The sequence below is a fragment of the Halorhodospira halophila SL1 genome (genome assembly GCF_000015585.1).
In the GTDB taxonomy this organism is placed as follows: Bacteria; Pseudomonadota; Gammaproteobacteria; order Nitrococcales; family Halorhodospiraceae; genus Halorhodospira; species Halorhodospira halophila.
Genome location: NC_008789.1, coordinates 1,940,182 through 1,963,118, shown reverse-complemented (window position 1 = coordinate 1,963,118; position 22,937 = coordinate 1,940,182). Strand labels below are relative to the sequence as shown.

Sequence of the window (22,937 nt, the reverse complement as noted above, 5' to 3'; positions counted from 1 at the left end):
TTGTCGAACAAGGGGATTCAAAGCATTCGCGGGTTCTCGGATATCCTTCCGGAAGAAAGCCCGTTGTGGCAGTACGCCGAGTCGGCGATTCGTCGGGTCCTGGAGTCGTACGGGTACCGCGAGATCCGTCTGCCGGTGCTCGAACGCACCGAGCTCTTCAGCCGGTCCATCGGCGAGGTGACCGACATCGTCGAGAAGGAGATGTACACCTTCGACGATCGCAATGGCGACAGCGTTACGCTGCGCCCTGAGGGCACGGCCGGCTGTGTCCGGGCCGGGATCCAGTCCGGCTTGCTGCACAATGCCGAGCCGCGGCTGTGGTACGCCGGCCCGATGTTTCGCCATGAACGCCCGCAGAAGGGGCGGCTGCGGCAGTTCCACCAGGTCGGCGCCGAGGTCTTCGGCATCCCGGAGCCCGAGCTGGATGCCGAGATGATCATCATGACCGCGCGTATGCTGCGCGAGTTGGGGCTTTCCGACGTGCGGCTGCAGCTCAACTCGTTGGGTACCCCCGAGAGCCGTGCGGCGCACCGCGAACAGCTGGTGGCCTACCTGCGCCGCCACGAGGACCGCCTGGACGAGGATGCGCGGCGGCGTCTGGAGACGAATCCGCTGCGGATCTTCGACAGCAAGAACCCGCAAGTGCAGCAGGTCATGGCCGATGCGCCCCGCCTGATGGACTGTCTCGACAGCGTCTCGGCGGAGCACTTCACCGTGGTCCGGAACCTGCTGGAGCGGGCCGGCGTCGAATACGAGGTGAACCCGTCGCTGGTGCGGGGGCTCGATTACTATACGCGCACGGTCTTCGAGTGGGTGACGGATCGCCTGGGGGCGCAGGGTACCGTCTGTGCCGGTGGGCGTTTCGACGGTCTGGTCGAACAGCTCGGCGGTCGGCCGACTCCGGCGATCGGCTTCGCTCTGGGGCTGGAGCGGTTGGTCGCGCTGCTTGAGGATCAGGGTACCCCGGGGCAGGGTGGGGCGCCCCACGCCTACCTGGTGGTGGCTACCGAGGCCGGGGCCGGGCTGGAGATGGCCGAGGCCCTGCGGGACGCGCTGCCGGCGTTGCGGGTACAGATGCACGCGGGCGGAGGCGGTTTCAAAGCGCAGCTCAAGCGTGCCGATCGCAGCGGCGCCCGCGTGGCCCTGATCCTTGGCGATGATGAGCAGGCGGCCGGGGCGCTGACGATCAAGGATCTGCGTGGCGAGGATGGGCAGCAACGGCTGCCCTTGGACGACGCGGTGACGTATCTGCGAGGGCTGATCGGGGCGTAGCCCCGGTCGCTGGCAAGGGGAATAGAGATGGAGCGCAGCGACGACGAACAGCTTCAGCAGCTCAAGGATTGGTGGCAGCGCAATGGGGGCTCGATCCTCCTCGGGTTGACCGGGGCGCTGCTGATCCTGGCCGGCTGGTGGGGGTATGGCACGTGGCAGGAGCGCGGGGCTCAGCAGGCCGCAGCGGCCTACGCCGAGTTCCTTCAGGCGACTCAATCCGGTGAGCCGGAGGCGGCGGAGCAGGCGGGTCAGCGGGTGCTGGACGACCACGCCCGCAGCGGCTATGCCGGGATGACCGCCCTGCGCATGGCCCGTATCCAGGCCGAGGCGGGCGAGTATCGGCGGGCGGCCGAGACCCTCGGGTGGCTGATCGACAACGCCGACCACAGCGCCATGGTCGAACTGGCCCGCCTGCGCCAGGCCCGCGTGCTCGGCGAGGAGGACCCGGAGGAGGCGCTGGCGGTCCTCGAGGGCTCCGTCTCCGCCGGTTTTACCGCCTCGTTCGACGAGCTTCGCGGCGATCTGCTCCGCGAGTTGGGACGCTACGACGAGGCCGCCGAGGCGTACCAGCAGGCGCTGGATCAGGAGGGGCTCGGGGCGCAGTCCCGCGAACTGGTCCGTCTGAAGCTGCAGGCCGTGGAGAGTGAGGCGTGATCCGCGTCGGACTGCGCGCCCTCGGTGCCGCTGCGGCGCTCGGCGTGGCCGCAGCCGGCTGTTCCTTGCAGGACCCGCTGCCCAATCCGCAGACCGAGGCGGATGAGGCGCTGGATGTCGAATTGGCGTGGAGCGGGCGGCCGGTGGGCAGTCTGGAATCCGGTGCCTTCGCGCTGCAGCCCGCGTATGCGGACGGCGTGCTCTATGTGGCCGACGCCCGCGGCTGGGTCCGGGCCCTGGATGCCGAGACCCGTCAGCCCGTCTGGCACGATCGCCTGGAGCGGCCGCTCTCCGCCGGGCCGGTGGTAGCCGGGGACCGTCTGCTGGTGGGGGACCGCAAGGGCCGAATCTACGCCTACGAGCGGGAGAGCGGTGAGCCGGTCTGGATGACCGGCCTGTCGGCGCAGGTCCTGGCGAGTCCGCGCTACACCCGCGGGGTGGTGGTGGCCCGCAGCGCCGATGGACGGGTCTACGGTCTCGACGCCGAGGATGGGTCGCGGCAGTGGATCTTTGACCGCAGTGTGCCCGCCCTGACCCTGCGCCGGAACAGTGCCCCGGCGGTCAGCGGTGGTACCGCGGTGGTGGGTCTCCAGAACGGCCGGCTCGCGGCGCTGAACGTGGCGGATGGCAGCGTGCGCTGGGAGCACACCCTGACCGAGCCGAGGGGGCGTACCGAGCTCGAGCGGATGGCGGACATCGCGGCCGATCCGGTCATCCATCGCGGTGCGGCCTATGCAGTGGCCTACCAGGGCGCGATCGGCGCAGTGCGGATCGCCAATGGCGCCCAGCACTGGAGCCGCGAGGTGGGCAGCCATCGAGGGTTGGTCGCCCACGATGAAGAGGTCTACCTGGCCGCCGATGACGGCCGGGTCTGGGCCTTTGATCGCCGAAATGGCGCCACAGCTTGGCGGCAGGAGGCCCTGGAGGGGCTGACCCTGACCCGTCCGGTGGTCCACGAGGGCTATCTGGTCATGGGAGACGACGCCGGTCACGTCAACTGGCTGCGCCTCAGGGATGGCGAACTCGTGGCCCGCGAGCGCCTCTCCGATGTCCCAGTGGAGCGGCCGCCGGTGGTGACCGGCAGCGGTGATGTCTACGTCATGGATGCCCGCGGGCGGATGACCGCGCTGCGCCCGCGTTAGGCGCAGCGGGCTCCGGGAGGCTGCGGACGCCTACTCGCATTCGCCCACCGAGGTGGGCCGGCAGCGGCGGCCGTCGGTCCACAATGTGCTGCCGAGGCCCGCGTCCGAGAAGTCGGCGCCGCTGAGATCGGTCCCGCGCAGATCCGCACGGCCGAGTTCCGCGCCGGAGAAATCCACATCCACCAGGTTGGCGTTGCGCAGATCCACCTGACGCATCTTCGCCCCGGACAGATCGGCCCCCTCCAGGTCCGCGCCGTTGAGATCGGCGCCGCTGAGGTTGGCGCCTGCCGCCTGAAGATCGCGCAGGCCGGCACGGCGCAGTGAGGCGCCGCTCAGGTCGGCGTCTTGAAGACTGGCGCCGCGCATGCGGGTGCTGTTGAGGTCGATGTCGGTGGCGGTGATACCGTCCAGCCGGGCCCTCTCGAACTGGGTGCGGCCAGCACGCGCGTCGCGCAGGTCGCTACCGGACAGGTCGGCATCGGTGAAGTCGCCCGAGCTCAGGCGTGCCCGGGACAGGTTGGCATCGCGCAGGTTGATGCCGGCGGCGCTGACGCTGGTCAAGTCAGCGCGTCGCAGGTGTGCTCCCTCCAGGTTGGCCCCCTCGAGTTGACTGCGTCCGAGCACGGCCCCTTCAAGATCCTCACCGGCGAGTTGAGCCTCGCTCAGGTCGCAGTTGAACCAGTTGACTCCGGGGGCAGGCGCGTCATTGCAGGTGGCCAGGGCCGGTGATACGCTCGCGCCCAACATCGCCACCGCGGCGAACCTGCATAAGTGCCGTCTCATTAGCCTTTCGTCTTCTTGTTCGTTTGCGTTCGTGTCGCAGGCCCCGTGGCCTCGACGGCATATCCCACTAAACGATATACGAGGTGAATCAATGCGGCTCATTCTATTAGGCCCCCCGGGCGCCGGGAAAGGTACGCAGGCCGCCCATATCTGTGAGGCCTTCGGTATCCCCCAGATCTCCACCGGCGACATGCTGCGTGCCGCCGTCAAGGCGGGTACCCCGTTGGGGCAGCAGGCCAAGAAGATCATGGATGAGGGTGGCCTCGTCTCCGACGATATCATCCTGGGGCTGATCGAGGAGCGCGTTGCCCAGGCGGATTGTGCCAATGGCTTCCTGTTTGACGGTTTTCCGCGCACCATCGCGCAGGCGGACGGTCTCAACGATCAGGGGATCCGCATCGACGCGGTGGTCGAGATCCAGGTGCCGGACGAGGAGATCGTCGACCGTATGGCTGGGCGCCGCGTCCATCCGGGGTCCGGGCGTGTCTACCACGTGACGCACAACCCGCCCCGGCAAGAGGGCAAGGACGACGTGACCGGCGAGGATCTGGTCCAGCGTGAGGACGATCGTGAGGAGACGGTTCGCCACCGGCTTGGCGTCTATCACGAACAGACCCGGCCGCTGGTCGACTACTATTCCCAGTGGGCGCAGAAGGGTGGTGCCGATGCGCCCGCCTACATCACCGTCGACGGTCAGCGTCCCGTCGAGACGGTGCGAGACGAGATCCTCGCTGCGCTGAAGGCGCGTTAACCGGGCACGCGGCGGGGGCTTGTCGTCGGCCCTCGCCGTTTTTTGGAGGTGTGCCTGACCATGTGGATTCGACGTCTGCTCGCCGTCCTTCTTGCCTACTTCCTCTCGGCGGTCCCGCTGGGTAGTGCCGAGACGCCTCCGGACGCCGGCGAAGATGCCGCCGGCACTGCGCTGATGCTTGACGTCAAGGGGGCCATCGGTCCGGCCACCACCGACTACATCGTGCGCGGCCTGGCCGAGGCTCAGGAACGGGGCGCCGGTCTGGTCATCCTGCGCATGAACACGCCCGGTGGTCTCGACGATGCCATGCGGGACATCATCAGCGAGATCCTCGCCAGCGACGTCCCTGTGGCCACCTACGTCGCGCCCAGCGGTTCCCGCGCGGCGAGTGCCGGGACCTATATCCTCTATGCCTCGCACGTGGCCGCCATGGCGCCGGCGACCAACCTCGGTGCGGCCACTCCGGTGCAGATCGGCGGGGGAGGCGGTGGGATCTTCCCCGGTGGCGATGACGAGGAGCAGGGAGGCGACGCCCTGGAGGAGCTCCGGGAGCGGCTCGGCGGCGAGGAGGAAGACGTCGACGAGGAGGCGCGTGAGGAAGACGAGGCGGTCGAGCAGGAAGAGCCGGCGGAAGAGCGGGCCGACCGCCCGGACGCGATGGAGCGCAAGATCATCGAGGATGCGGTCTCCTACATCAAGGGGCTGGCCGAGCTGCGCGGGCGCAATGCCGAGTGGGCCGAGAGGGCAGTGCGCGAATCGATCAGCGCCTCGGCGAGCGAGGCGGCGGAGCTGGGGGTGATCGACTTCGTCGCCGAGGACGTGGATGAGCTCCTGGCCAAGGCCGATGGCGTGGTGGTCAAGCTCCCCGGGGGCGAGCGGGCCATCGAGAGCGCCGGACTGGAGGTGGATCTGGTCGAACCGGACTGGCGCAATCGGCTGCTTTCGGTGATCACCAACCCGAACGTGGCCTACATCCTGATGCTGGTGGGCATCTACGGCATCATCTTCGAACTGATCAATCCCGGTTCCCTGGTGCCTGGTGTCCTCGGTGGCATCAGTCTGCTGCTGGCCCTGTACGCCTTCCAGGCGTTGCCGATCACCTACGCCGGCCTGGGGCTGATCGGGCTGGGGATCGCCTTCATGATCGCCGAGGCGTTCATGCCCAGTTTCGGGATCATGGGCATTGGCGGTGCCGTCGCCTTCGTCCTCGGCTCGATCATGCTGTTCGACACCGATCTTGAGGCCTTCCAGGTCTCGCTTGGGGTGATCGCCGGGTTTACCGTGGCCAGTCTGATCATCTTCATCGGCGTGGCGATGATGGCCGCCCGGGCCTGGCAACGACCCAAACTCGGCGGGGCTGATGAACTCATCGATGCCGAGGCCATCGCCGAGGAGAGTTTCGAGGGGGCTGGCCACGTGCGTTACGCCGGCGAGCGCTGGAATGCCGTGGCGGTGAGCCCGGTGCGTAGCGGCGAGCGGGTGCGCGTGGTCAGTAAGGAAGGACTGACACTGAAGGTGGAGCCCAATGACTGAGCCGGGGATGGATTCGGACACGATCTATCAGGAGGCCCTGAGCCGCGTGCACCAGGTACTGGAGCGGGCCCGGGCCACGGATCTGCCGGAGCCCACCGCGGGCATCCTGGCGACGGTGGGACGCGACGGGTGGCCGGCAGCGCGGACGGTGCTCCTCAAGCAGCTCGACGAGCAGGGTGCCGTTTTCTACACCAACCGTGCCAGTCGCAAGGGGCAGCAACTGGCCGATAACCCCCGTGCGGCGCTGTGCCTGCACTTCCAGCCGCTCTACGAGCAGGTGGAGATCCGCGGCGTGGTGGCCGCGGTGAGCGCCAGCGAGGCGGATCGCTACTGGGCGCAGCGGGAGCGGTTGAGCCAGTTGGGGGCTTGGGCCTCTCACCAGTCGGAGCCGCTGGCCAGTCGTCACGAGCTGGAGGCCCGCCTGGAGGAGGTCGAGTCGCGTTTCCCCGAGCGTGTACCCCGCCCCCCGCACTGGTCGGGGTACCGTATAATCCCGGTCAGCATTGAGCTCTGGTCGGCCGGGGATGGCCGCCTGCATCAGCGCGAGCGATACGAGCACCGGACGGACGGCTGGAGCCATTTCCTACTCAACCCGTGAGGGACGTTTCTTCGGGCGAAAGGGAGCGTAATGGAGGATCTTTCCAGGTATTCGGCCGAGCAGCTGCGTGGACTGCGCGAGGAGGTGGAACGGGAGATCGAGCGCCGCCGCCGGGAGAATATCACCCAGGCGCAGCGCGAGTTGAAGGCCATCGCCGAACGCTACGGCTTCGCCCTCAGTGATCTGCTGGAGGGCATGCGGGGCGCCGATCGAGCGGATTAGTGGGGCTGGCGGTCGGTGGCTTGGGCACAGGCGCGCAGCTGAGCGGAGATCTCCACCGGATAGGCGTTGGCGTCGGCGTCCAGCCTGCGGCAATCGGCGGGCAGAGCGGCAAGCCCCTGCTGAACGCGCTGGCGGATGGTGTCCGTGCTCTCGGCGGTCCGGGTGCGCTGGCCGCGGTCGATCACCTCGGTGAGCAGGGGCACCCCGTCTCTGTCCTCCTCTGCCAGGCAGAGGGTGTCGCCGGTGGCCACGCCATTGGTGAAGTGGCGACGGACCTGCTTGCGGCCCGGCCAGTGCACCTTCCCCGCGGAGCGTTTGCGCCGGGCAACGCCCCGGTACTCCTGTAGCTTGTAGGCCATATCCAGGTGGGGCTGATCGGCGGCGGTGTCCATCCGCGTGCCCAGTCCGAAGCCGTCAATCGGGGCCCCGTCGGCACGCAGGCGGCTCACCGCATACTCGTCCAGATCCCCGCTGACCAGGATGCGTACCTGCCCCAGGCCCGCCGCGTCCAGGATCTCGCGGACCCGCTGCGCCTCCTTGCCGAGGTCGCCGCTATCGATGCGCACCCCCTGGACCGGGTATCCCTCGCCGGCGAGCTGAGTCACTTTCCGGGCTCCGTCGGTGATGTCGTAGGTGTCGATCAGCAGGACCACGTTCTTCGGGTGGGCGGTGGCGAAGGCGCGGAAGGCGTCGATCTCGCGGTCGAAGGCGAGGACGTAGGAGTGGGCCATGGTGCCGACCGTGGGGATGCCGTACTGCGCCCCCGCCAGGCAGGTGGAGGTTCCGGCGTAGCCGGCGATCCAGGTGCTGCGCGCGGCGGCCATGGCCGCCTCAGCACCGTGGGCGCGGCGCATGCCGAAGTCCACCAGGCTGCTGTCGCCGGCGGCTAGAACGGCCCGGGCGGCTTTGCTGGTCAGCAGGCTGTGGAGGTGGATCAGGTTCATGACCCGGCTCTCGATGAGCTGGGCCTCCGGCAGCGGTGCGGTTACCCGCAGGATCGGCTCTTGGGGGAAGAGGATGGTGCCGTCGGGGACCGCCTCGACGTGCCCGGTAAAATGCAGGTCGGCCAGCTCGTCGGCCAGGTCGGCACGGAAGTGGCCGCAGTCACGGATCCAGGCCAGCTCCGCGTCGCTGAAGCGCATCGCCGTCAGCCAGTCGATCACCGCCTCGATGCCCGAGGCGATATAGAAACCGCGCCCGGGTGGTAGCTTGCGGCTGAACAGTTCGAACGAGGCCGGCCCGTGCATCCCCTGCTGGAGGTAGCTGTCGACCATGGTCAGTTGGTAGAGGTCGGTCAGCAGTGGGCTGTGGGCCGGTTCCATGCGGGCTCCCTCGTGATGTGAATGCAGGCGCGGCGGCTCAGGAGCGCAGTCCTGTACCCCGGTTTAGCAGATACAGGGCGAATCCGCCGAAAGCTGCGATGAAGGCGAGCATCATGGCGTAGGAGACAGCGATGTGGACGTCCGCGGAACCGAGGATGCCGTAACGGAAGGCGTTGACCATGTAGAGGATTGGGTTGGCCAGCGAGACGCCCTGCCAGAACTCCGGGAGCAGCGAGATCGAGTAGAACACGCCACCGAGGTAGGTGAGCGGGGTTAGGACGAACGTGGGGATGATGGCGATGTCGTCGAACTTGCGGGCGTAGATGGCGTTGATGAACCCGCCAATGGAGAACAGCACGGCGGTGAGGATCACCACCGAGATGGTGATCGCCCAGTTGTGGATCGGCAGGGAAGTGAACATCAACGCCACCGCAGTAACGATGGCACCGGTGAACAGCCCGCGCCCCACGCCGCCGGCTACATAGCCGAGCAAGATCACCACGTTGGGGGTCGGCGAGACCAGCATCTCTTCGATATGGCGCTGGAACTTGGCCCCGAAGAACGATGAGACGACGTTGTTATAGGAGTTGGTGATCACCGCCAGCATGATGATGCCCGGGGCGATGTACTCCATGTACCGGTAGCCTTCCATCTCGCCGACTCGCTCGCCGATGAGCGCGCCGAAAATGACGAAATAGAGGGTCATGGTGATCGCCGGCGGCACCAGCGTCTGGATCCAGATGCGCAGGTAGCGGTGGGTCTCCTTATAGACGATGGTCTGCAGGGAGACGAGCGCGGCGGCCGTCCGCGATGGCGTACCCTGGCTGCCGTAGCGGTGACCCGGGGATCCCTGAGGGCGGTTCAAGAGATCACCTCCTGCCCATCGGTGCGGTGGGGCGTTGGTTGGGCCTCGTCGTTGCTCTCTACCAGATGCAGGAACAGCTCCTCGAGGCGGTTTGATTTGTTGCGCATGCTGCTGACCGTAATCCCGTGCTCGGAGAGGGCGGCAAACAGATCGGTCAGTGCCCGCCCGCGTGGGACCTCGGCCTCGAGGACGTGGTCGTCGACCTGGCGCAGCGCGAAGTCGCTGAGCTTTGGTACCGGCTCGGGCATCCGGTCGACATCGAGCAGGAAGGCGTGGGTCGACAGGCGCTGGAGCAGGCTCTTGACGTCGGTGTTCTCGATGATCCGCCCGTCATCGATGATCGCGATGTCCTTGCAGAGGCTCTCGGCCTCTTCCAGGTAGTGCGTGGTGAGGATGATGGTCGTGCCCTGATCGTTGATGTGGCGCAGGAAGTCCCACATCGAGCGGCGCAACTCGATGTCCACGCCGGCGGTGGGCTCATCGAGCACGAGCAGTTGCGGCTCGTGCATCAGCGCCCGGGCAATCATCAGCCGGCGCTTCATCCCGCCGGACAGCGTGCGCGAGACTGTATCTCGGCGCTCCCAGAGGCCGAGGCTGTGGAGGTAGTGCTCTGCGCGCTGACGGGCCAGGCGGCGGGGGATGCCGTAATAGCCGGCCTGGTTGACGACAATCTGCTCCACCGTCTCGAAGGTGTTGAAGTTGAACTCCTGCGGGACCAGGCCGATGGAGGACTTGACCGCCCAGGGGTCGCGATCCAGGTCGTGGCCGAAGACCCGTACCGTGCCGCCGCTTTTGTTGACCAGCGTCGAGATGATCCCGATGAGCGTCGACTTGCCCGCGCCGTTGGGGCCCAGCAGGCCGAAGAAGGCGCCGGCGTCTACGGTCAGGTTGATGCCGTGCAGGGCGATCTGCCCCCCGGCGTACGTCTTGGTCAGATCGGAGACAGCTAGCGCGGTCAATGCGCGTCCTCAGGTTTGTTGGGAAACCGATCATGATAGGGGCTGGAAGGGGGTTTTTGTAGAGCGGTGCCGGTTACGGCGCTGACCCCCCCCTTATTCCTGATGGTGGTAAGAGGTTGCCGTCTCCGTATTTCACCGCGGCCGCCGTTGCGTCTCATTCTTGGGTGACGTCAGTAATCAGGCGGCGCGGGGCGAGGTCCGAGCCGCTCTAGGTGTAACGGCCAACGGAGGTGCGTGCGCCCATGGCGATCGTAGATGAGCCATCGGACATCGCTGCGCTGGAGCAGCGTATAGAGGGGACTGTCGCCATCCTGCGCCGGGTGGAGGCGGAGTATCTGCCTGCGGTGCTGGCTTCGAGTTTCAGCGCCGAGGATATGGTCCTGCTCGATCTCATTCGGGCGCACACCCCCGGGATTGACGCATTTACCTTAGATACTGGGCGGCTCAACGCCGAGACGTACAAGCTGCAGCAGAGGGTGCGGGAACGCTACGGCCCGGTGGTGCGGACCTACTACCCCGAGGCGTTCGAGGTCGAGCAGGTGGTGGCGTCTTTCGGGGTCAACGGGTTCTACCATAGCCTTGAGGCTCGGCAGGCGTGCTGCCACGCGCGCAAGGTAGAGCCGCTGCGCCGGGCGCTCAGCGGCCAGCGCGCCTGGCTGACCGGGATGCGCCGGGCCCAGGCAGCGACCCGGAGCGAGTTACCGATCGAGGAGCACGACCCAGAGCAGGGGCTGATCAAGCTCAACCCGCTGGCGGAGTGGCAGGAGGCCGACGTGTGGGGTTATCTGCGCAGCCACGGCGTGCCTTACAACAAGCTCTACGATCAGGGGTACCGCAGTATCGGTTGCGCGCCATGCACCCGCCCGGTAGCCGCCGGCGAGGATATCCGTGCCGGGCGCTGGTGGTGGGAGCACCCCGCGCGGCGCGAGTGCGGTCTGCACCGGAGTCCCCAGGATTGAGCGGCGGGTCCGCGCCGCCAGGGGAAAGCCACAAAGCCGTGACAGATTCCTGCCCGGGCCGGTAGAATACCCGCGTTCACGCGCCGCAGGGCGCGGCTTGACGACTCCATGGACGGGAGGGGCGAACCCTCCCGTTTTTTGCATGTCCGTACCCCGCCCGTGGCGTGCCCGGGCGGGCGTTCAGCTCCAACCAGGGGAGGCTGCGTTGACCCGGCCAGCACTGCTCGTCCTCCAGGACGGTACGGTTTTCCACGGCGAGGCGGTGGGCGCCGACGGGGCCGTGACCGGCGAGGTGGTTTTCAACACCGCCATGACCGGTTATCAGGAGATCGCCACCGACCCTTCCTACGCCGGTCAGATCGTCACTCTGACCTATCCCCACATCGGCAATACCGGCATCAACAGTGTGGATCGCGAGGACGATCGCGCCCGGCTGGCTGGGCTGGTGGTGCGTGATGTGCCGCCGCGGGCCAGCAACTGGCGTGCCGAGCAGGGACTGACAGCGTGGTTGCGCGAGCAGGGGGTGGTGGCCATCTCCGGGATCGATACTCGCAAACTGACCCGCCGCCTCCGCGAAGGAGGCGCCCAGGGCGGCTGCCTGGCGGCCGGCGAGTCCCTGGACGAGGCGTGGGCACTGGCTCAGGCGCAGGGGTATGGCGGCATGAGCGGGCGCGACCTGGCCGGAGAGGCCGGTACCAAGACCCGCAGGCCCTGGCAGCGCGGGACCTGGACCCTGGATGACGGGTGTGCGGACGCTGCCGAGCGTGGCGATGCCGGGCGCTACCACGTGGTGGCCTTTGATTACGGCATTAAACAGCAGATCCTGCGCCTGCTCGTCGATGCCGACTGCCGCGTCACCGTGGTGCCCGCGCGGACCGCCGCCGCGGATGTCCTCAAGCTGGAGCCGGACGGCCTGTTCTTCTCCAACGGCCCGGGTGACCCGGAGCCCATGGAGTACGCCGTTGCCACCATCCGCGAGCTCCTCGACGAGCATCGCATCCCGACCTTCGGCATCTGTCTGGGCCATCAGCTGTTGGGGCTGGCCAGCGGGGCGCGGACCGAGAAGATGAAGTTCGGCCACCACGGGGCCAACCACCCGGTGATCGATCTGGCCACCGGCCAAGTGCTGATCTCCAGCCAGAATCACGGCTTCGCCGTGGACGAGGCCAGCCTGCCGGCCCACCTGAAGGCGACTCACCGTTCGTTGTTCGACGGCTCGCTGCAGGGCATCCGTCGAACCGACGTGCCCGCCTTCAGCTTCCAGGGGCACCCGGAGGCGAGCCCGGGCCCCCACGACATGCGGCCGCTGTTCCAGCGCTTCGTCGAGATGATGGAGCAGGGCTAAGCGCCGCGCAGCTTCTTCTCTACAGCCGATCGCCGACCACTGGACCCCGAGCACTCTCGAATCATGCCGAAAAGAACTGACATCCAATCGATCCTGATCATCGGCGCCGGCCCCATCGTCATCGGCCAGGCGTGCGAGTTCGACTACTCCGGTGCGCAGGCCTGCAAGGCCCTGCGCGAGGAGGGCTATCGGGTCATCCTGGTGAACTCCAACCCGGCGACCATCATGACCGACCCGGAGACCGCCGACGCGGTCTATATCGAACCGGTGGAGTGGCAGACGGTCTCGCGGATCATCGAGCGGGAGCAGCCGGATGCGGTGCTGCCCACCATGGGCGGGCAGACGGCGCTGAATTGTGCCCTCGATCTGGTCAAGCACGGCGTGCTGGAGCGATACGGCGTCGAGATGATTGGCGCCAGCCGGGAGGCGATCGACAAGGCTGAGGAGCGCGAGGCGTTTCGCGCGGCGATGGCCCGCATCGGTCTGGAGACGCCGCGGGCCGAGCTGGCCCGTTCCATGGCCGAGGCCCAGGCGGCGCAGGCACGCATGGGCTTCCCGGTGATCATCCGCCCCTCCTACACCCTGGGCGGCTCCGGCGGCGGCATCGCCTACAACCGCGAGGAGTTCAACGAGATCGTCGAGCGCGGGCTCGACCTCTCCTACACCAACGAGGTGCTCCTCGAGGAGTCGGTGCTCGGCTGGAAGGAGTATGAGATGGAGGTCGTGCGGGACCGGCACGACAACGCCATCATCGTCTGCTCCATCGAGAACCTCGACCCCATGGGGGTGCACACCGGCGACTCCACCACCATTGCACCGGCGCAGACCCTGACCGATAAGGAGTACCAGCTGATGCGCGACGCATCGCTGGCGGTGCTGCGCGAGATCGGTGTGGAGACCGGCGGATCCAACGTCCAGTTCGCCATCAACCCGGACAACGGGCGCATGGTGATCATCGAGATGAATCCGCGGGTGTCGCGCTCCTCGGCGCTGGCCTCCAAGGCGACCGGCTTCCCCATCGCCAAGGTGGCGGCCAAGCTCGCCGTCGGTTACACGCTGGATGAGCTGCGCAACGAGATCACCGGCGGGGCGACGCCGGCCTCCTTCGAGCCGACCATCGACTACGTGGTCACCAAGATCCCGCGTTTCACCTTCGAGAAGTTCCCCCAGGCCGAGTGCTACCTGACGACACAGATGAAGTCGGTGGGCGAGGTCATGGCCATCGGGCGGACCTTCCAGGAGTCCTTCCAGAAGGCCCTGCGGGGTCTGGAGCAGGACCTTTCCGGGCTCGACGAGCGGCTCGATCGCAGCCGTCAGGATGTGCGCGATACGGTGCGCCACTCGTTGCGTCAGCCGACGCCCGAACGGGTCCTGCATCTGGGTGACGCCTTCCGGGTCGGCTTTACCCTGGACGAGGTCCACGGGATGACGGCCATCGATCCGTGGTTCCTGGCGCAGATCGAGGAACTGATCGCCGTGGAGGGGCAGGTCGCCGCGAGCGCGCTGGACGATTGTGATGCCGGTGCCTTACTGCGGCTCAAGCGCCGCGGTTTCTCCGATGCCCGGTTGGCCAGCCTGTGGGGCGTTACCGAGGCGCAGGTGCGGCAGCGTCGCCGTGAGCTCGGCGTGCGGCCGGTGTTCAAGCGGGTGGACTCCTGCGCCGCCGAGTTCCCCACCGCCACGGCGTACCTCTACTCGACCTACGAGGAGGAGTGCGAGGCCGAGCCCACCGGGCGCAAGAAGATCATGGTCCTTGGTGGCGGCCCGAATCGCATCGGCCAGGGGATCGAGTTCGACTACTGCTGTGTCCACGCATCGCTGTCGCTGCGCGAGGACGGCTACGAGACCATCATGGTCAACTGCAACCCCGAGACGGTCTCGACGGACTACGACACTTCGGATCGGCTGTACTTCGAGCCGCTGACCCTGGAGGACGTGCTCGAGGTGGTGGAGACCGAGCAGCCGGATGGGGTGGTCGTCCAGTACGGTGGGCAGACGCCGCTGAAGCTTGCCCGCGAGCTGGAGGCTGCCGGGACACCGATCATCGGCACCAGCCCGGACTCCATCGACCTGGCCGAAGACCGGGAGCGGTTCCAGGAGCTCATCGGACGGATCGACCTGATGCAGCCGCCGAACCGCACCGCCCGGACCGAGACCGAGGCGCTTCAGCTGGCTGCCGAGATCGGTTACCCGCTGGTGGTGCGCCCTTCGTACGTGCTCGGCGGGCGGGCGATGGAGATCGTCTACGAGGAGAGCGAGCTGCGCCAGTACATGAATGAGGCGGTGCGGGTCTCGCACAACTCGCCCGTCCTGCTTGACCGCTTCCTCGACGACGCCGTGGAGGTGGATGTGGACGCCGTCAGCGACGGCGACCAGGTGGTCATCGGCGGGATCATGCAGCACATCGAGCAGGCCGGCGTCCACTCCGGGGACTCCGCCTGCTCCATCCCGCCCTACACCCTGGGGCAGGATGTGCAGGACCGGATTCGCGAGCAGGTGCGGCTGCTGGCCCGGGAGCTCGGTGTGGTCGGACTGATGAACGTGCAGTTCGCCATCCAGGGGCAGCGCATCTTCCTCCTCGAGGTCAATCCGCGTGCCTCGCGGACGGTGCCGTACGTCTCCAAGGCCTGCGGTGTGCCCCTGGCCAAGGTGGCTGCGCGGTGCATGGCCGGCCGGACGCTGGCCGAGCAGGGGGTGGTGAGCGAAGTCATTCCCAACTACTATTCGGTCAAAGAGGCGGTCTTCCCGTTCCTCAAATTCCCCGGTGTCGATCCCATCCTGGGTCCGGAGATGAAATCTACCGGAGAGGTGATGGGTATTGGCGCCTGTTTCGGAGAGGCCTACGCCAAGGCGCAGCTGGCTGCGGGGGTGACCCTGCCGCGGGGCGGCTGTGCCTTTGTCAGCGTGCGTGAAGTGGACAAGGAGGCAGCGGTGGAGGTGGCGCGGGACTTGGTCCGACGCGGTTTCCGCTTGATCGCCACCCATGGCACAGCGGCCGCCCTCGAAGAGGCGGGCCTGGAGGTGCGCCGGATCAACAAGGTCATTGAGGGACGGCCGCATGTCGTGGACGCCATCAAGAACGACGAGATCGACCTGATCGTGAACACCACCGAGGGGCGGCAGGCCATCGCCGACTCCTACTCGATCCGCCGCGAGGCGCTGCAGCGCAAGGTCTGTTACACGACGACCATCGCGGGCGCTCGGGCGACGTGCCTGGCGCTGGATCACATGAAGGACTGGGAGGCCCGCCCCCTCGATGCCCTGCACAGGGAGATGACGGGATGAGCAAGATACCGTTGACGATTCGTGGTGCAGAGAAGCTGCGTGAAGAGCTTCACCGGCTCAAGCACGAAGACCGGCCGCGGGTTATTCAGGCCATTGCCGAGGCGCGTGAGCACGGCGATCTGAAGGAGAACGCCGAGTACCACGCCGCGCGCGAGCAACAGAGCTTTATCGAGGGCCGAATCCAGGAGATCGAGGGCAAGCTGTCCAATGCCCAGATCATCGATCCGGCTGCGGTCCAGGCGGCGCCGAAGATTGTCTTCGGCGCCACTGTGGCGCTTGAAGACACGGACACTGAAGAGACGGTCACCTATCAGATCGTTGGCGAGGACGAGGCGGACATCAAGCAACACCTGATCTCGGTCAATTCGCCCATCGCCCGCGCCCTGATCGGCAAGGAGGAGGGTGACGAGGCTGTGGTTCAGGCCCCGGGCGGAGAGCGGACCTACGAGATCGTCGAGGTTCGGTATGAATAGTCCCGGACGGTGCGGGCTGGCTGTGGAGGTGCGGTGCTGATCCGCGCCGCAGAGCGGGTAATGTTGACGGTGCTGGCCGGCGCGCTGTGGAGCGGTGGCTACATCGTCTCTCCGCTGCTGTTCCGCACCCTGGAAGACACCGCGCAGGCGGCGGCATTGGTTGGCGAGGTCACCGGGACGGCGGTCTGGGTGGTGCTGGTCTGTGCTGCGCTGCTGATCGCGACTCAGCTGCGCCACCGGATTCGTCCGCTGGCCGCACACTGGCGCCTTTGGCTGCTGGTGCTGCTGACCGTGGTGGTGGCCGTGGGGGAGTTCTGGGTCCGGCCGCCAATGGCGGCGTTGACCGAGCAGGCCGGCGAGGTCGGGTACCTCTCGGCCCTGCGCGCCGCCGAGAGCCTTTACATGGTCGCTAGCGCCATGGCACTGGTCCTGGTCGCCGGCGGAATCGAGCCGCGGCAACCGGAAGAAGGCGAAGAGACACCGAGCAGCGAGGATGCCGGCCGCTGAGCGGCTAGATCAGGACTTGGCTCTTCTCGGGGTTTTCCTGGTAGAGGAGCACGATGCGCCCGATGGTCTGCACCACGACGGCGCCGGTCTGCTCTGCGATCTCCGTGGTCATTGCCTGGCGTTCTTCCTTGCTGGCGCCGGCGAGCTTGACCTTGATCAGCTCGTGGTCGTCCAAGGCCCGCTCGATCTCCTCCAAGACTCCCTCACTGAGGCCGGCGGCCCCGGTCAGGACGACAGGCTTGAGGGCGTGGCCGAGCCGGCGTAGCTGCTTGAGTTGATCCGGGTCTAACTGCATGGAGGTGTCGGGTGCCTGGTGACTATAGATCGGGGAGGCTACCACGCCGTGGCGTGGTCCGGGCAAGCGGCGGTCCCCTGCGCGACGCCAAGATCGAGCTGGGGGTGGTGGTCCTGCTGGTCGTGGCCGTCTACTTTCTGACACTGGGACTGGATATCGCCGCCTGGCAAGAAGTCGTCGGCGTGCTGGCGGCGGCCTGCCTGGGGGGCGGTTGGGTGGCGTTGCGCGTGCGCGTGCTGGCGCGTCGCAGACTGGCGGAGGGCCGTGAGCATGGCAACTTGTAGGCGGCGTCGGCGAGGGTGCAACTCGCAGGCTCGGCGGAGCCGGCACGAGAGCGACCCCTTTGTCCGCCGTGCCCGGGCCGAGGGGTGGCGCTCCAGGGCGGCGCTCAAGCTGGAGGCCATCGATCAGCGTGACGGGCTCTTTCGGCCCGGGCAGGTGGTGGTCGACCTGGGGGCGGCGCCCGGCGGCTGGTCGCAGCTGGTGGCCCCGAAGGTCGGCTCGGCCGGGCGGGTGGTCGCCATCGACTTGCTGGAGATGGATCCGCTGCCTGGGGTCACGTTCCTGCACGCCGACTTCTCCACGGATGAGGGGTTACGCGCCGTCGAGAGGGCCCTGGAGGGCCGCCCGGTGGATATCGTGCTCTCGGATATGGCGCCGAATCTGACCGGTCACAACGCAGTGGACCAGCCGGCAGCCATGGGGCTGGCGGAACTTGCCGCCGACTTTGCTGGTCAATTCCTGCATAAGAATGGCGACTTTCTAGTTAAGGTCTTCCACGGCGAGGGATTCGACGCGTTCCGCGGGGACCTGACCCGCCGCTTCTCCCGCGTACTTTCCCGTAAGCCGGATGCCTCCAGGTCGGGGAGTCGGGAGGTTTACCTTCTGGCTCGTGGTCCGACGGTATAGTAAGGTGCCTGTCAGGTGCCGGATTCAGGCAGATTGAGGTGACGCCGTGAGCGACATGGCCAAGAATTTGATCCTTTGGGTCATCATCGCCGTCGTGCTGATGTCCGTATTCAGCAACTTCCAGGAACAATCGGCGGATGTGACCGAGAAGGTTCCCTACTCGGAGTTCCTCAACGAGGTCGAGCGGGGGAACATCCGCGAGGTGCTGATCCGGGGTGAGGAGATCACCATCCAGCACGCCGACGGCAACGAGTACCGGACCTTCAACCCGGAGGTCGACAACCGCGCGCTGATCGGCGAACTGCTTGAGCACGGCGTCACCATCGATGCCGAGCAGGCTGAAAGCGACAGCATGCTCATGCAGATCCTCATCTCGTGGACGCCCTTCCTGCTGCTGATCGCCGTGTGGATCTACTTCATGCGCCAGATGCAGGGAGGCGGCGGTGGCCGCGGGGCGATGTCCTTTGGCAAGAGCAAGGCCAAGATGATGACCGAGGAGCAGAGCAAGCACAGCTTCTCGGACGTGGCCGGTTGCGATGAGGCCAAGGAGGACGTCAAGGAACTGGTGGACTTCCTGCGTGACCCGAGCAAATTCCAAAAGCTTGGCGGGACGATCCCGCGGGGCGTGCTCATGGTGGGTCCTCCGGGAACCGGCAAGACCCTGCTCGCCAAGGCGATCGCCGGGGAGGCCCGGGTGCCGTTCTTCTCGATCTCCGGTTCGGACTTCGTCGAGATGTTCGTCGGTGTCGGCGCCTCGCGGGTTCGCGACATGTTCCAGCAGGCGAAGAAGCAGGCCCCGTGCATCATCTTCATCGACGAGCTCGACGCCGTGGGGCGGCAGCGTGGGGCCGGTCTCGGCGGTGGGCACGATGAGCGCGAGCAGACGCTGAACCAGATGCTCGTCGAGATGGATGGATTCGAGGGCAGTGAAGGGATCATCGTCATCGCTGCCACCAACCGTCCCGACGTCCTCGACCCGGCGCTGCTGCGTCCGGGGCGCTTCGACCGTCAGGTGGTGGTGCCGCTGCCCGATGTCCGAGGGCGTGAGCAGATCCTCAACGTGCACATGCGCAAGGTACCGACGGCGGACGATGTCCGGCCCGAGATCATCGCCCGCGGGACGCCGGGCTTCTCCGGCGCCGACCTGCAGAACCTGGTCAATGAGGCAGCGCTGTTCGCGGCCCGAGCCAACAAGGAGGCCGTCGATCAGACGGACTTCGAGCAGGCCAAGGACAAGATCATGATGGGCTCCGAGCGCAAGTCCATGGTGATGAAAGAGGACGAGAAGAAGCTCACGGCCTACCACGAGGCCGGGCACGCCATCGTCGGCTTGCTCACCCCGGAGCACGATCCGGTTCACAAGGTGACGATCATCCCGCGGGGGCGCGCGCTGGGCGTGACCATGTTCCTTCCTGAGGAGGATCGCTACAGCTACACCAAGCAGCGCCTGGACAGCATGATCGCCAGCCTCTTCGGTGGGCGGATTGCCGAGGAGCTGATCTTCGGCAACGACCGGGTCACTACCGGTGCCCAGAACGACATCCAGCGGGCCACCGAGATTGCCCGCAACATGGTCACCAAGTGGGGGCTTTCGGCGCGGCTCGGTCCGCTCGCCTACGGCGAGGAGGAGGGCGAGGTGTTCCTCGGCCGCTCCATGGCGCAGCAGAAGGACGTCTCCGACGAGACGCAGCACGCCATCGACGAAGAAGTGCGCGCAGTGATCGACAACAACTACACTGCGGCTGAGAAGATCCTCCAGGAGAACCTGGAGAAGCTGCACCTGATGGCTGATGCGCTGATGAAGTACGAGACCATCGACCGCGATCAGATCGACGACATCATGCGGGGCGACGAGCCGCGACCGCCCAAAGGGTGGCAGGATCGGGATCACGGTGGTGGCTCGGGCGACGAGGGTGAGACTGCCGGGGCCGATGACCAGCCCGAGGCCGAAGGTAAAGACGGCCGCGAGGGGCCCATCGGCGGACCTGTAGGCGAGCACTGATGGGGGCGGCAGTCGGCGGGGCGGTTCTCCATTGCGGGGACCGCCCCCTTACGTTGGATCGGCCGCGGGTCATGGGGGTGCTCAATATCACCCCCGACTCCTTCTCGGACGGCGGGAGCTATCTCGATCTCGATAGGGCCCGCGCACATGCCCGACAGATGGTCGCCGAGGGGGCCGACCTGATCGACGTCGGCGGTGAGTCGAGCCGGCCGGGGGCGCCTCCGGTCCCGCTGGATCAGGAGCTCGAGCGCGTCATTCCGGTGGTTGAGGCCTTGGTGCGTGAGGTCGACTGCCCGATCTCGGTGGACACCTACAAGCCTGCGGTGGCCCGCGCTGCGGTGGCGGCCGGGGCGGGGCTGATCAACGATATCCGTGCGCTGCAGGAGCCGGGTGCCCTGGAGGCGGCCGCTGGGCTCGGTGTGCCGGTCTGCCTGATGCACATGCAGGGGCAGCCGCAGACCATGCAGGAGTCGCCGAGCTACCACGACGTTGTCGCGGAAGTCGGTGAGTTCCTTGCCGAGCGGGTGGCGGCGGCCGAGGCGGCCGGTCTGCCCCGTGAGCGGATAGTGCTCGATCCGGGGTTCGGCTTCGGCAAGACGCTGGCACACAACTACCAGCTGCTGAGGCACCTGGAGCGCATCGTGGCGCTGGGGCTGCCGGTTCTGGTAGGGATGTCGCGGAAGTCCATGGTGGGCAAGCTACTGGATCGTCCGGTGGAGGAGCGCCTGGCGGGTAGTCTCGGCGCGGCGGCCGTGGCGGTTTTCCAGGGGGCTCGGATCATCCGCGCCCACGACGTGGGGCCGACCGCTGACGCGGTGCGGGTGGCGGCGGCCGCCGCCACCGCCCAGGAATCGCGCTGAAAGGAAGAAGGTCTTGGCCGAGGAAAGAAGCTACTTCGGAACCGACGGTATCCGTGGCCGGGTGGGGGAAGCCCCGATCACCCCGGACTTTGTCCTGCGGTTGGGCTGGGCGGCGGGGCGCGTGCTGGCCGGCGAGGGGCAGCGCAAGGTGGTCATCGGCAAAGACACCCGTCTGTCCGGCTACATGTTCGAGTCCGCGCTCGAGGCCGGCTTCGCCGCCGCCGGCGTCCACAGCCTGATGCTCGGGCCGATGCCGACCCCCGCCATCGCCTACCTCACGCGGACGCTGCACGCGCGGGCCGGGGTGGTGATCAGCGCCTCGCACAACCCGCATCACGATAACGGCATCAAGTTCTTTGGCCCCGACGGGTACAAGCTCGACGACGCCACCGAAGAGGCCATCGAGCGACTGCTGCAGGACGGGCCGCCGCAGATGGTCCGCTGCGAGGAGCTCGGTCGGGCGACGCGGATCAACGACGCGGTGGGCCGGTATATCGAGTTCTGCAAGGGGTCTGTCCAGCGGCAGATCGATCTGCGGGGTCTGCGGGTGGTCGTCGATTGCGCTCACGGGGCGACCTATCAGGCGGCACCGGCGGTGCTTGCCGAGCTCGGCGCGGATGTGGTGGTGATCGGCAACGAGCCGGACGGCCTGAATATCAACGTCGATCACGGCTCGCAGCACCCGGAACGTCTGTGCCAGCGGGTCGTCGAGGCGTCTGCCGATGTGGGTGTGGCCTTCGACGGCGACGGCGACCGAGTCATCATGGTGGATCGCTACGGCCGGGTGATCGACGGCGACGGCTTGCTGTACATCATTGCCACGGCCCGTGTGGCCCGAGGTCAGGTCCGCGGGGCGGTGGTGGGCACGCAGATGACCAACCTCGGTCTGGAGGTGGCCCTGCAGGAGCTGGGCCTGGTGCTAGAGCGGACCCGAGTGGGCGATCGTTACGTCCTCGAGCGGTTGCTTCAGGTCGGCGGCACACTGGGCGGCGAGTCTTCGGGGCACATCATCTGCCTCGACCGGACCACCACCGGAGACGGGCTGATCTCTGCGCTTCAGGTGCTCGAGGCGATGGTCACCACCGGGCGGCCGCTGGATGAGTTGGTGGCCGGGATGCACTACTATCCGCAGCGACTGGTCAACGTGCCGGTCTCACGCGGCCCGGACGTCATCAGGCTGCCAGCGGTGACCGAGGCCGTCGAAGAGGCCGAGCATCAGCTCGGTGACCATGGGCGGGTGTTGTTGCGCCCGTCGGGGACGGAGCCGCTGTTGCGGGTGATGGTCGAGGGCGCGGACGAGGGGCAGGTGAATCGCCTGGCCGACTGGCTGGCCGTTACCGTGGAGACCGCCGCTCGGGGTGCGGCGACCGACCCGATTTGATTTCAGGCGTTTGTGTAGATAGGCTTCGTCAGCTTCACAGGAATCGATAGACAGGGTTGGGTCTAGGCATGCGGCGCAAGATCATAGCTGGAAACTGGAAGATGAACGGCGACCAGGATCTGGTCCGCCGCGTGGCGGAGCGTGCTGCCGACAGTGCGGGGGATGCCGAGTTGGCCGTCTGTCCGCCGTACCCGCTGCTGGCCGCGGCGGCTTCACAGCTGCCCTTCGGTGTCGCACTGGGCGCCCAGGACGTGAGTGAGTACGACTCGGGCGCCTACACCGGTGAGGTGTCGGCGAGCATGTTGCTCGAAGCCGGATGCCGCTACGTGATCGTCGGCCACTCCGAGCGCCGGACGCTCTATGGCGAGGACAATGGCCGGGTGGCCGGCAAGTTCGTGGCGGCGCGCAATGCCGGGCTGACCCCGATCCTGTGCGTTGGTGAGACCCTGGCCGAGCGCGACGCTGAGCGCACCGAGTCCGTGGTCGGTGAACAGCTCGACGCTGTGATGGACGCCGTCGGCGGCGCCACCTTTCAGGGCGCGGTGATCGCCTACGAGCCCGTGTGGGCCATTGGTACCGGACGTACCGCCACGCCGGAACAGGCGCAGGCGGTTCATGCCTTTATTCGGCAGCGCGTCCAGGAGCGCGACGCCGGCGAGATCGCCGATCAACTGCCCATCCTCTACGGGGGCAGCATGAAAGCCGACAACGCTGCCGAGCTGCTGGCCCAGCCGGATATCGACGGGGGTCTGATCGGTGGCGCATCGCTGGATCCCGACAGTTTCCTTTCGATTTACAACGCAGCCGCGGAGGGCTGAGG

23 protein-coding genes are annotated in these 22,937 nt (G+C 67.1%); 18 read left to right on the top strand and 5 right to left on the bottom strand.

The window, feature by feature from the left end:
• From hisS to bamB, 3 genes are read left to right on the top strand one after another with little or no spacing between them, the layout of a single operon-like run.
• Positions 1–1,272 (top strand): histidine--tRNA ligase, encoded by a 1,272-nt coding sequence (hisS, locus tag HHAL_RS09020; protein WP_011814574.1) that lies wholly within the window; start codon positions 1–3, stop codon positions 1,270–1,272.
• 27 nt (positions 1,273–1,299) lie between these two features.
• A complete protein-coding gene (locus HHAL_RS09015; protein WP_011814573.1) occupies positions 1,300–1,926 on the top strand; it encodes a YfgM family protein in 627 nt (208 codons plus the stop codon).
• Entirely contained in the window at positions 1,923–3,068 is a 1,146-nt protein-coding gene (gene bamB, locus HHAL_RS09010) for an outer membrane protein assembly factor BamB (RefSeq protein WP_011814572.1), read from the top strand. The genes HHAL_RS09015 and bamB overlap by 4 nt, the downstream gene beginning before the upstream one ends.
• A 30-nt stretch (positions 3,069–3,098) precedes the next feature.
• On the opposite strand, the gene HHAL_RS13355 is transcribed toward bamB, so the two are convergent.
• On the bottom strand, positions 3,099–3,815 hold the full coding sequence (locus HHAL_RS13355; RefSeq protein ID WP_049751594.1) for a pentapeptide repeat-containing protein: 717 nt from the start codon (positions 3,813–3,815) through the stop codon (positions 3,099–3,101).
• 127 nt (positions 3,816–3,942) lie between these two features.
• Between HHAL_RS13355 and adk the strand changes: the two genes are divergently transcribed.
• The 4 genes from adk to HHAL_RS08985 are packed head-to-tail and all read left to right on the top strand — an operon-like array spanning position 3,943 to position 6,955.
• On the top strand, positions 3,943–4,602 hold the full coding sequence (gene adk / locus HHAL_RS09000; RefSeq protein ID WP_011814570.1) for an adenylate kinase: 660 nt from the start codon (positions 3,943–3,945) through the stop codon (positions 4,600–4,602).
• Positions 4,603–4,662: 60 nt separating this feature from the next.
• Complete coding sequence (locus tag HHAL_RS08995; RefSeq protein ID WP_011814569.1) at positions 4,663–6,135, top strand: NfeD family protein; 1,473 nt, start codon at positions 4,663–4,665, stop codon at positions 6,133–6,135.
• Entirely contained in the window at positions 6,128–6,733 is a 606-nt protein-coding gene (gene pdxH / locus HHAL_RS08990) for a pyridoxamine 5'-phosphate oxidase (RefSeq protein WP_011814568.1), read from the top strand. The genes HHAL_RS08995 and pdxH overlap by 8 nt, the downstream gene beginning before the upstream one ends.
• 30 nt (positions 6,734–6,763) lie before the next feature.
• Entirely contained in the window at positions 6,764–6,955 is a 192-nt protein-coding gene (locus HHAL_RS08985) for an H-NS histone family protein (protein WP_011814567.1), read from the top strand.
• Here HHAL_RS08985 and HHAL_RS08980 read toward each other — a convergent pair.
• The 3 genes from HHAL_RS08980 to HHAL_RS08970 are packed head-to-tail and all read right to left on the bottom strand — an operon-like array spanning position 6,952 to position 10,101.
• The gene (locus HHAL_RS08980; protein WP_011814566.1) at positions 6,952–8,277 is read right to left on the bottom strand and encodes a nicotinate phosphoribosyltransferase; all 1,326 of its coding nucleotides are present in this window, start codon (positions 8,275–8,277) and stop codon (positions 6,952–6,954) included. The two genes, HHAL_RS08985 and HHAL_RS08980, sit on opposite strands and share 4 nt — an antisense overlap.
• A 37-nt stretch (positions 8,278–8,314) precedes the next feature.
• The gene (locus HHAL_RS08975; protein ID WP_011814565.1) at positions 8,315–9,142 is read right to left on the bottom strand and encodes an ABC transporter permease; all 828 of its coding nucleotides are present in this window, start codon (positions 9,140–9,142) and stop codon (positions 8,315–8,317) included.
• On the bottom strand, positions 9,139–10,101 hold the full coding sequence (locus HHAL_RS08970; protein ID WP_011814564.1) for an ABC transporter ATP-binding protein: 963 nt from the start codon (positions 10,099–10,101) through the stop codon (positions 9,139–9,141). The genes HHAL_RS08975 and HHAL_RS08970 overlap by 4 nt, the downstream gene beginning before the upstream one ends.
• Before the next feature lie 242 nt (positions 10,102–10,343).
• On the opposite strand from HHAL_RS08970, the gene HHAL_RS08965 reads away from it, so the two are divergent.
• From HHAL_RS08965 to HHAL_RS08945, 5 genes are all read left to right on the top strand, one after another.
• Positions 10,344–11,060: a phosphoadenylyl-sulfate reductase gene (locus HHAL_RS08965; RefSeq protein ID WP_011814563.1), complete on the top strand. Its 717-nt coding sequence runs from the start codon at positions 10,344–10,346 to the stop codon at positions 11,058–11,060.
• A gap of 205 nt (positions 11,061–11,265) precedes the next feature.
• Entirely contained in the window at positions 11,266–12,405 is a 1,140-nt protein-coding gene (carA, locus tag HHAL_RS08960; RefSeq protein WP_011814562.1) for a glutamine-hydrolyzing carbamoyl-phosphate synthase small subunit, read from the top strand.
• A gap of 63 nt (positions 12,406–12,468) precedes the next feature.
• Positions 12,469–15,690 carry a carbamoyl-phosphate synthase large subunit gene (carB, locus tag HHAL_RS08955; RefSeq protein ID WP_011814561.1) on the top strand — a complete coding sequence of 1,074 codons (3,222 nt, stop codon included), beginning with the start codon at positions 12,469–12,471 and terminating at the stop codon, positions 15,688–15,690.
• Complete coding sequence (gene greA / locus HHAL_RS08950) at positions 15,687–16,163, top strand: transcription elongation factor GreA (protein ID WP_011814560.1); 477 nt, start codon at positions 15,687–15,689, stop codon at positions 16,161–16,163. The genes carB and greA overlap by 4 nt, the downstream gene beginning before the upstream one ends.
• 60 nt (positions 16,164–16,223) lie before the next feature.
• A complete protein-coding gene (locus tag HHAL_RS08945) occupies positions 16,224–16,670 on the top strand; it encodes a DUF4149 domain-containing protein (protein ID WP_144446126.1) in 447 nt (148 codons plus the stop codon).
• A 4-nt stretch (positions 16,671–16,674) separates the two neighbouring features.
• Here HHAL_RS08945 and yhbY read toward each other — a convergent pair whose 3' ends face one another.
• Positions 16,675–16,965 carry a ribosome assembly RNA-binding protein YhbY gene (gene yhbY / locus HHAL_RS08940; RefSeq protein ID WP_041595141.1) on the bottom strand — a complete coding sequence of 97 codons (291 nt, stop codon included), beginning with the start codon at positions 16,963–16,965 and terminating at the stop codon, positions 16,675–16,677.
• A gap of 53 nt (positions 16,966–17,018) precedes the next feature.
• Here yhbY and HHAL_RS08935 point away from each other — a divergent pair, with 53 nt between their 5' ends.
• The 6 genes from HHAL_RS08935 to tpiA all read left to right on the top strand — a co-directional run bounded on the left by HHAL_RS08935 (position 17,019) and on the right by tpiA (position 22,935).
• A complete protein-coding gene (locus HHAL_RS08935) occupies positions 17,019–17,249 on the top strand; it encodes a hypothetical protein (RefSeq protein WP_041595140.1) in 231 nt (76 codons plus the stop codon).
• The gene (locus tag HHAL_RS08930) at positions 17,236–17,874 is read left to right on the top strand and encodes a ribosomal RNA large subunit methyltransferase E (protein ID WP_011814557.1); all 639 of its coding nucleotides are present in this window, start codon (positions 17,236–17,238) and stop codon (positions 17,872–17,874) included. Before HHAL_RS08935 ends, HHAL_RS08930 begins: the two co-directional genes overlap by 14 nt.
• A gap of 46 nt (positions 17,875–17,920) precedes the next feature.
• Positions 17,921–19,876 (top strand): ATP-dependent zinc metalloprotease FtsH, encoded by a 1,956-nt coding sequence (gene ftsH, locus HHAL_RS08925; protein ID WP_011814556.1) that lies wholly within the window; start codon positions 17,921–17,923, stop codon positions 19,874–19,876.
• A complete protein-coding gene (gene folP, locus HHAL_RS08920; RefSeq protein ID WP_011814555.1) occupies positions 19,876–20,736 on the top strand; it encodes a dihydropteroate synthase in 861 nt (286 codons plus the stop codon). Before ftsH ends, folP begins: the two co-directional genes overlap by 1 nt.
• A 13-nt stretch (positions 20,737–20,749) precedes the next feature.
• Entirely contained in the window at positions 20,750–22,117 is a 1,368-nt protein-coding gene (gene glmM / locus HHAL_RS08915; protein WP_011814554.1) for a phosphoglucosamine mutase, read from the top strand.
• 68 nt (positions 22,118–22,185) lie between these two features.
• Positions 22,186–22,935, top strand: a complete 750-nt coding sequence (gene tpiA, locus HHAL_RS08910) for a triose-phosphate isomerase (RefSeq protein WP_011814553.1) — start codon at positions 22,186–22,188, stop codon at positions 22,933–22,935.
• Positions 22,936–22,937: the final 2 nt, after the last annotated feature.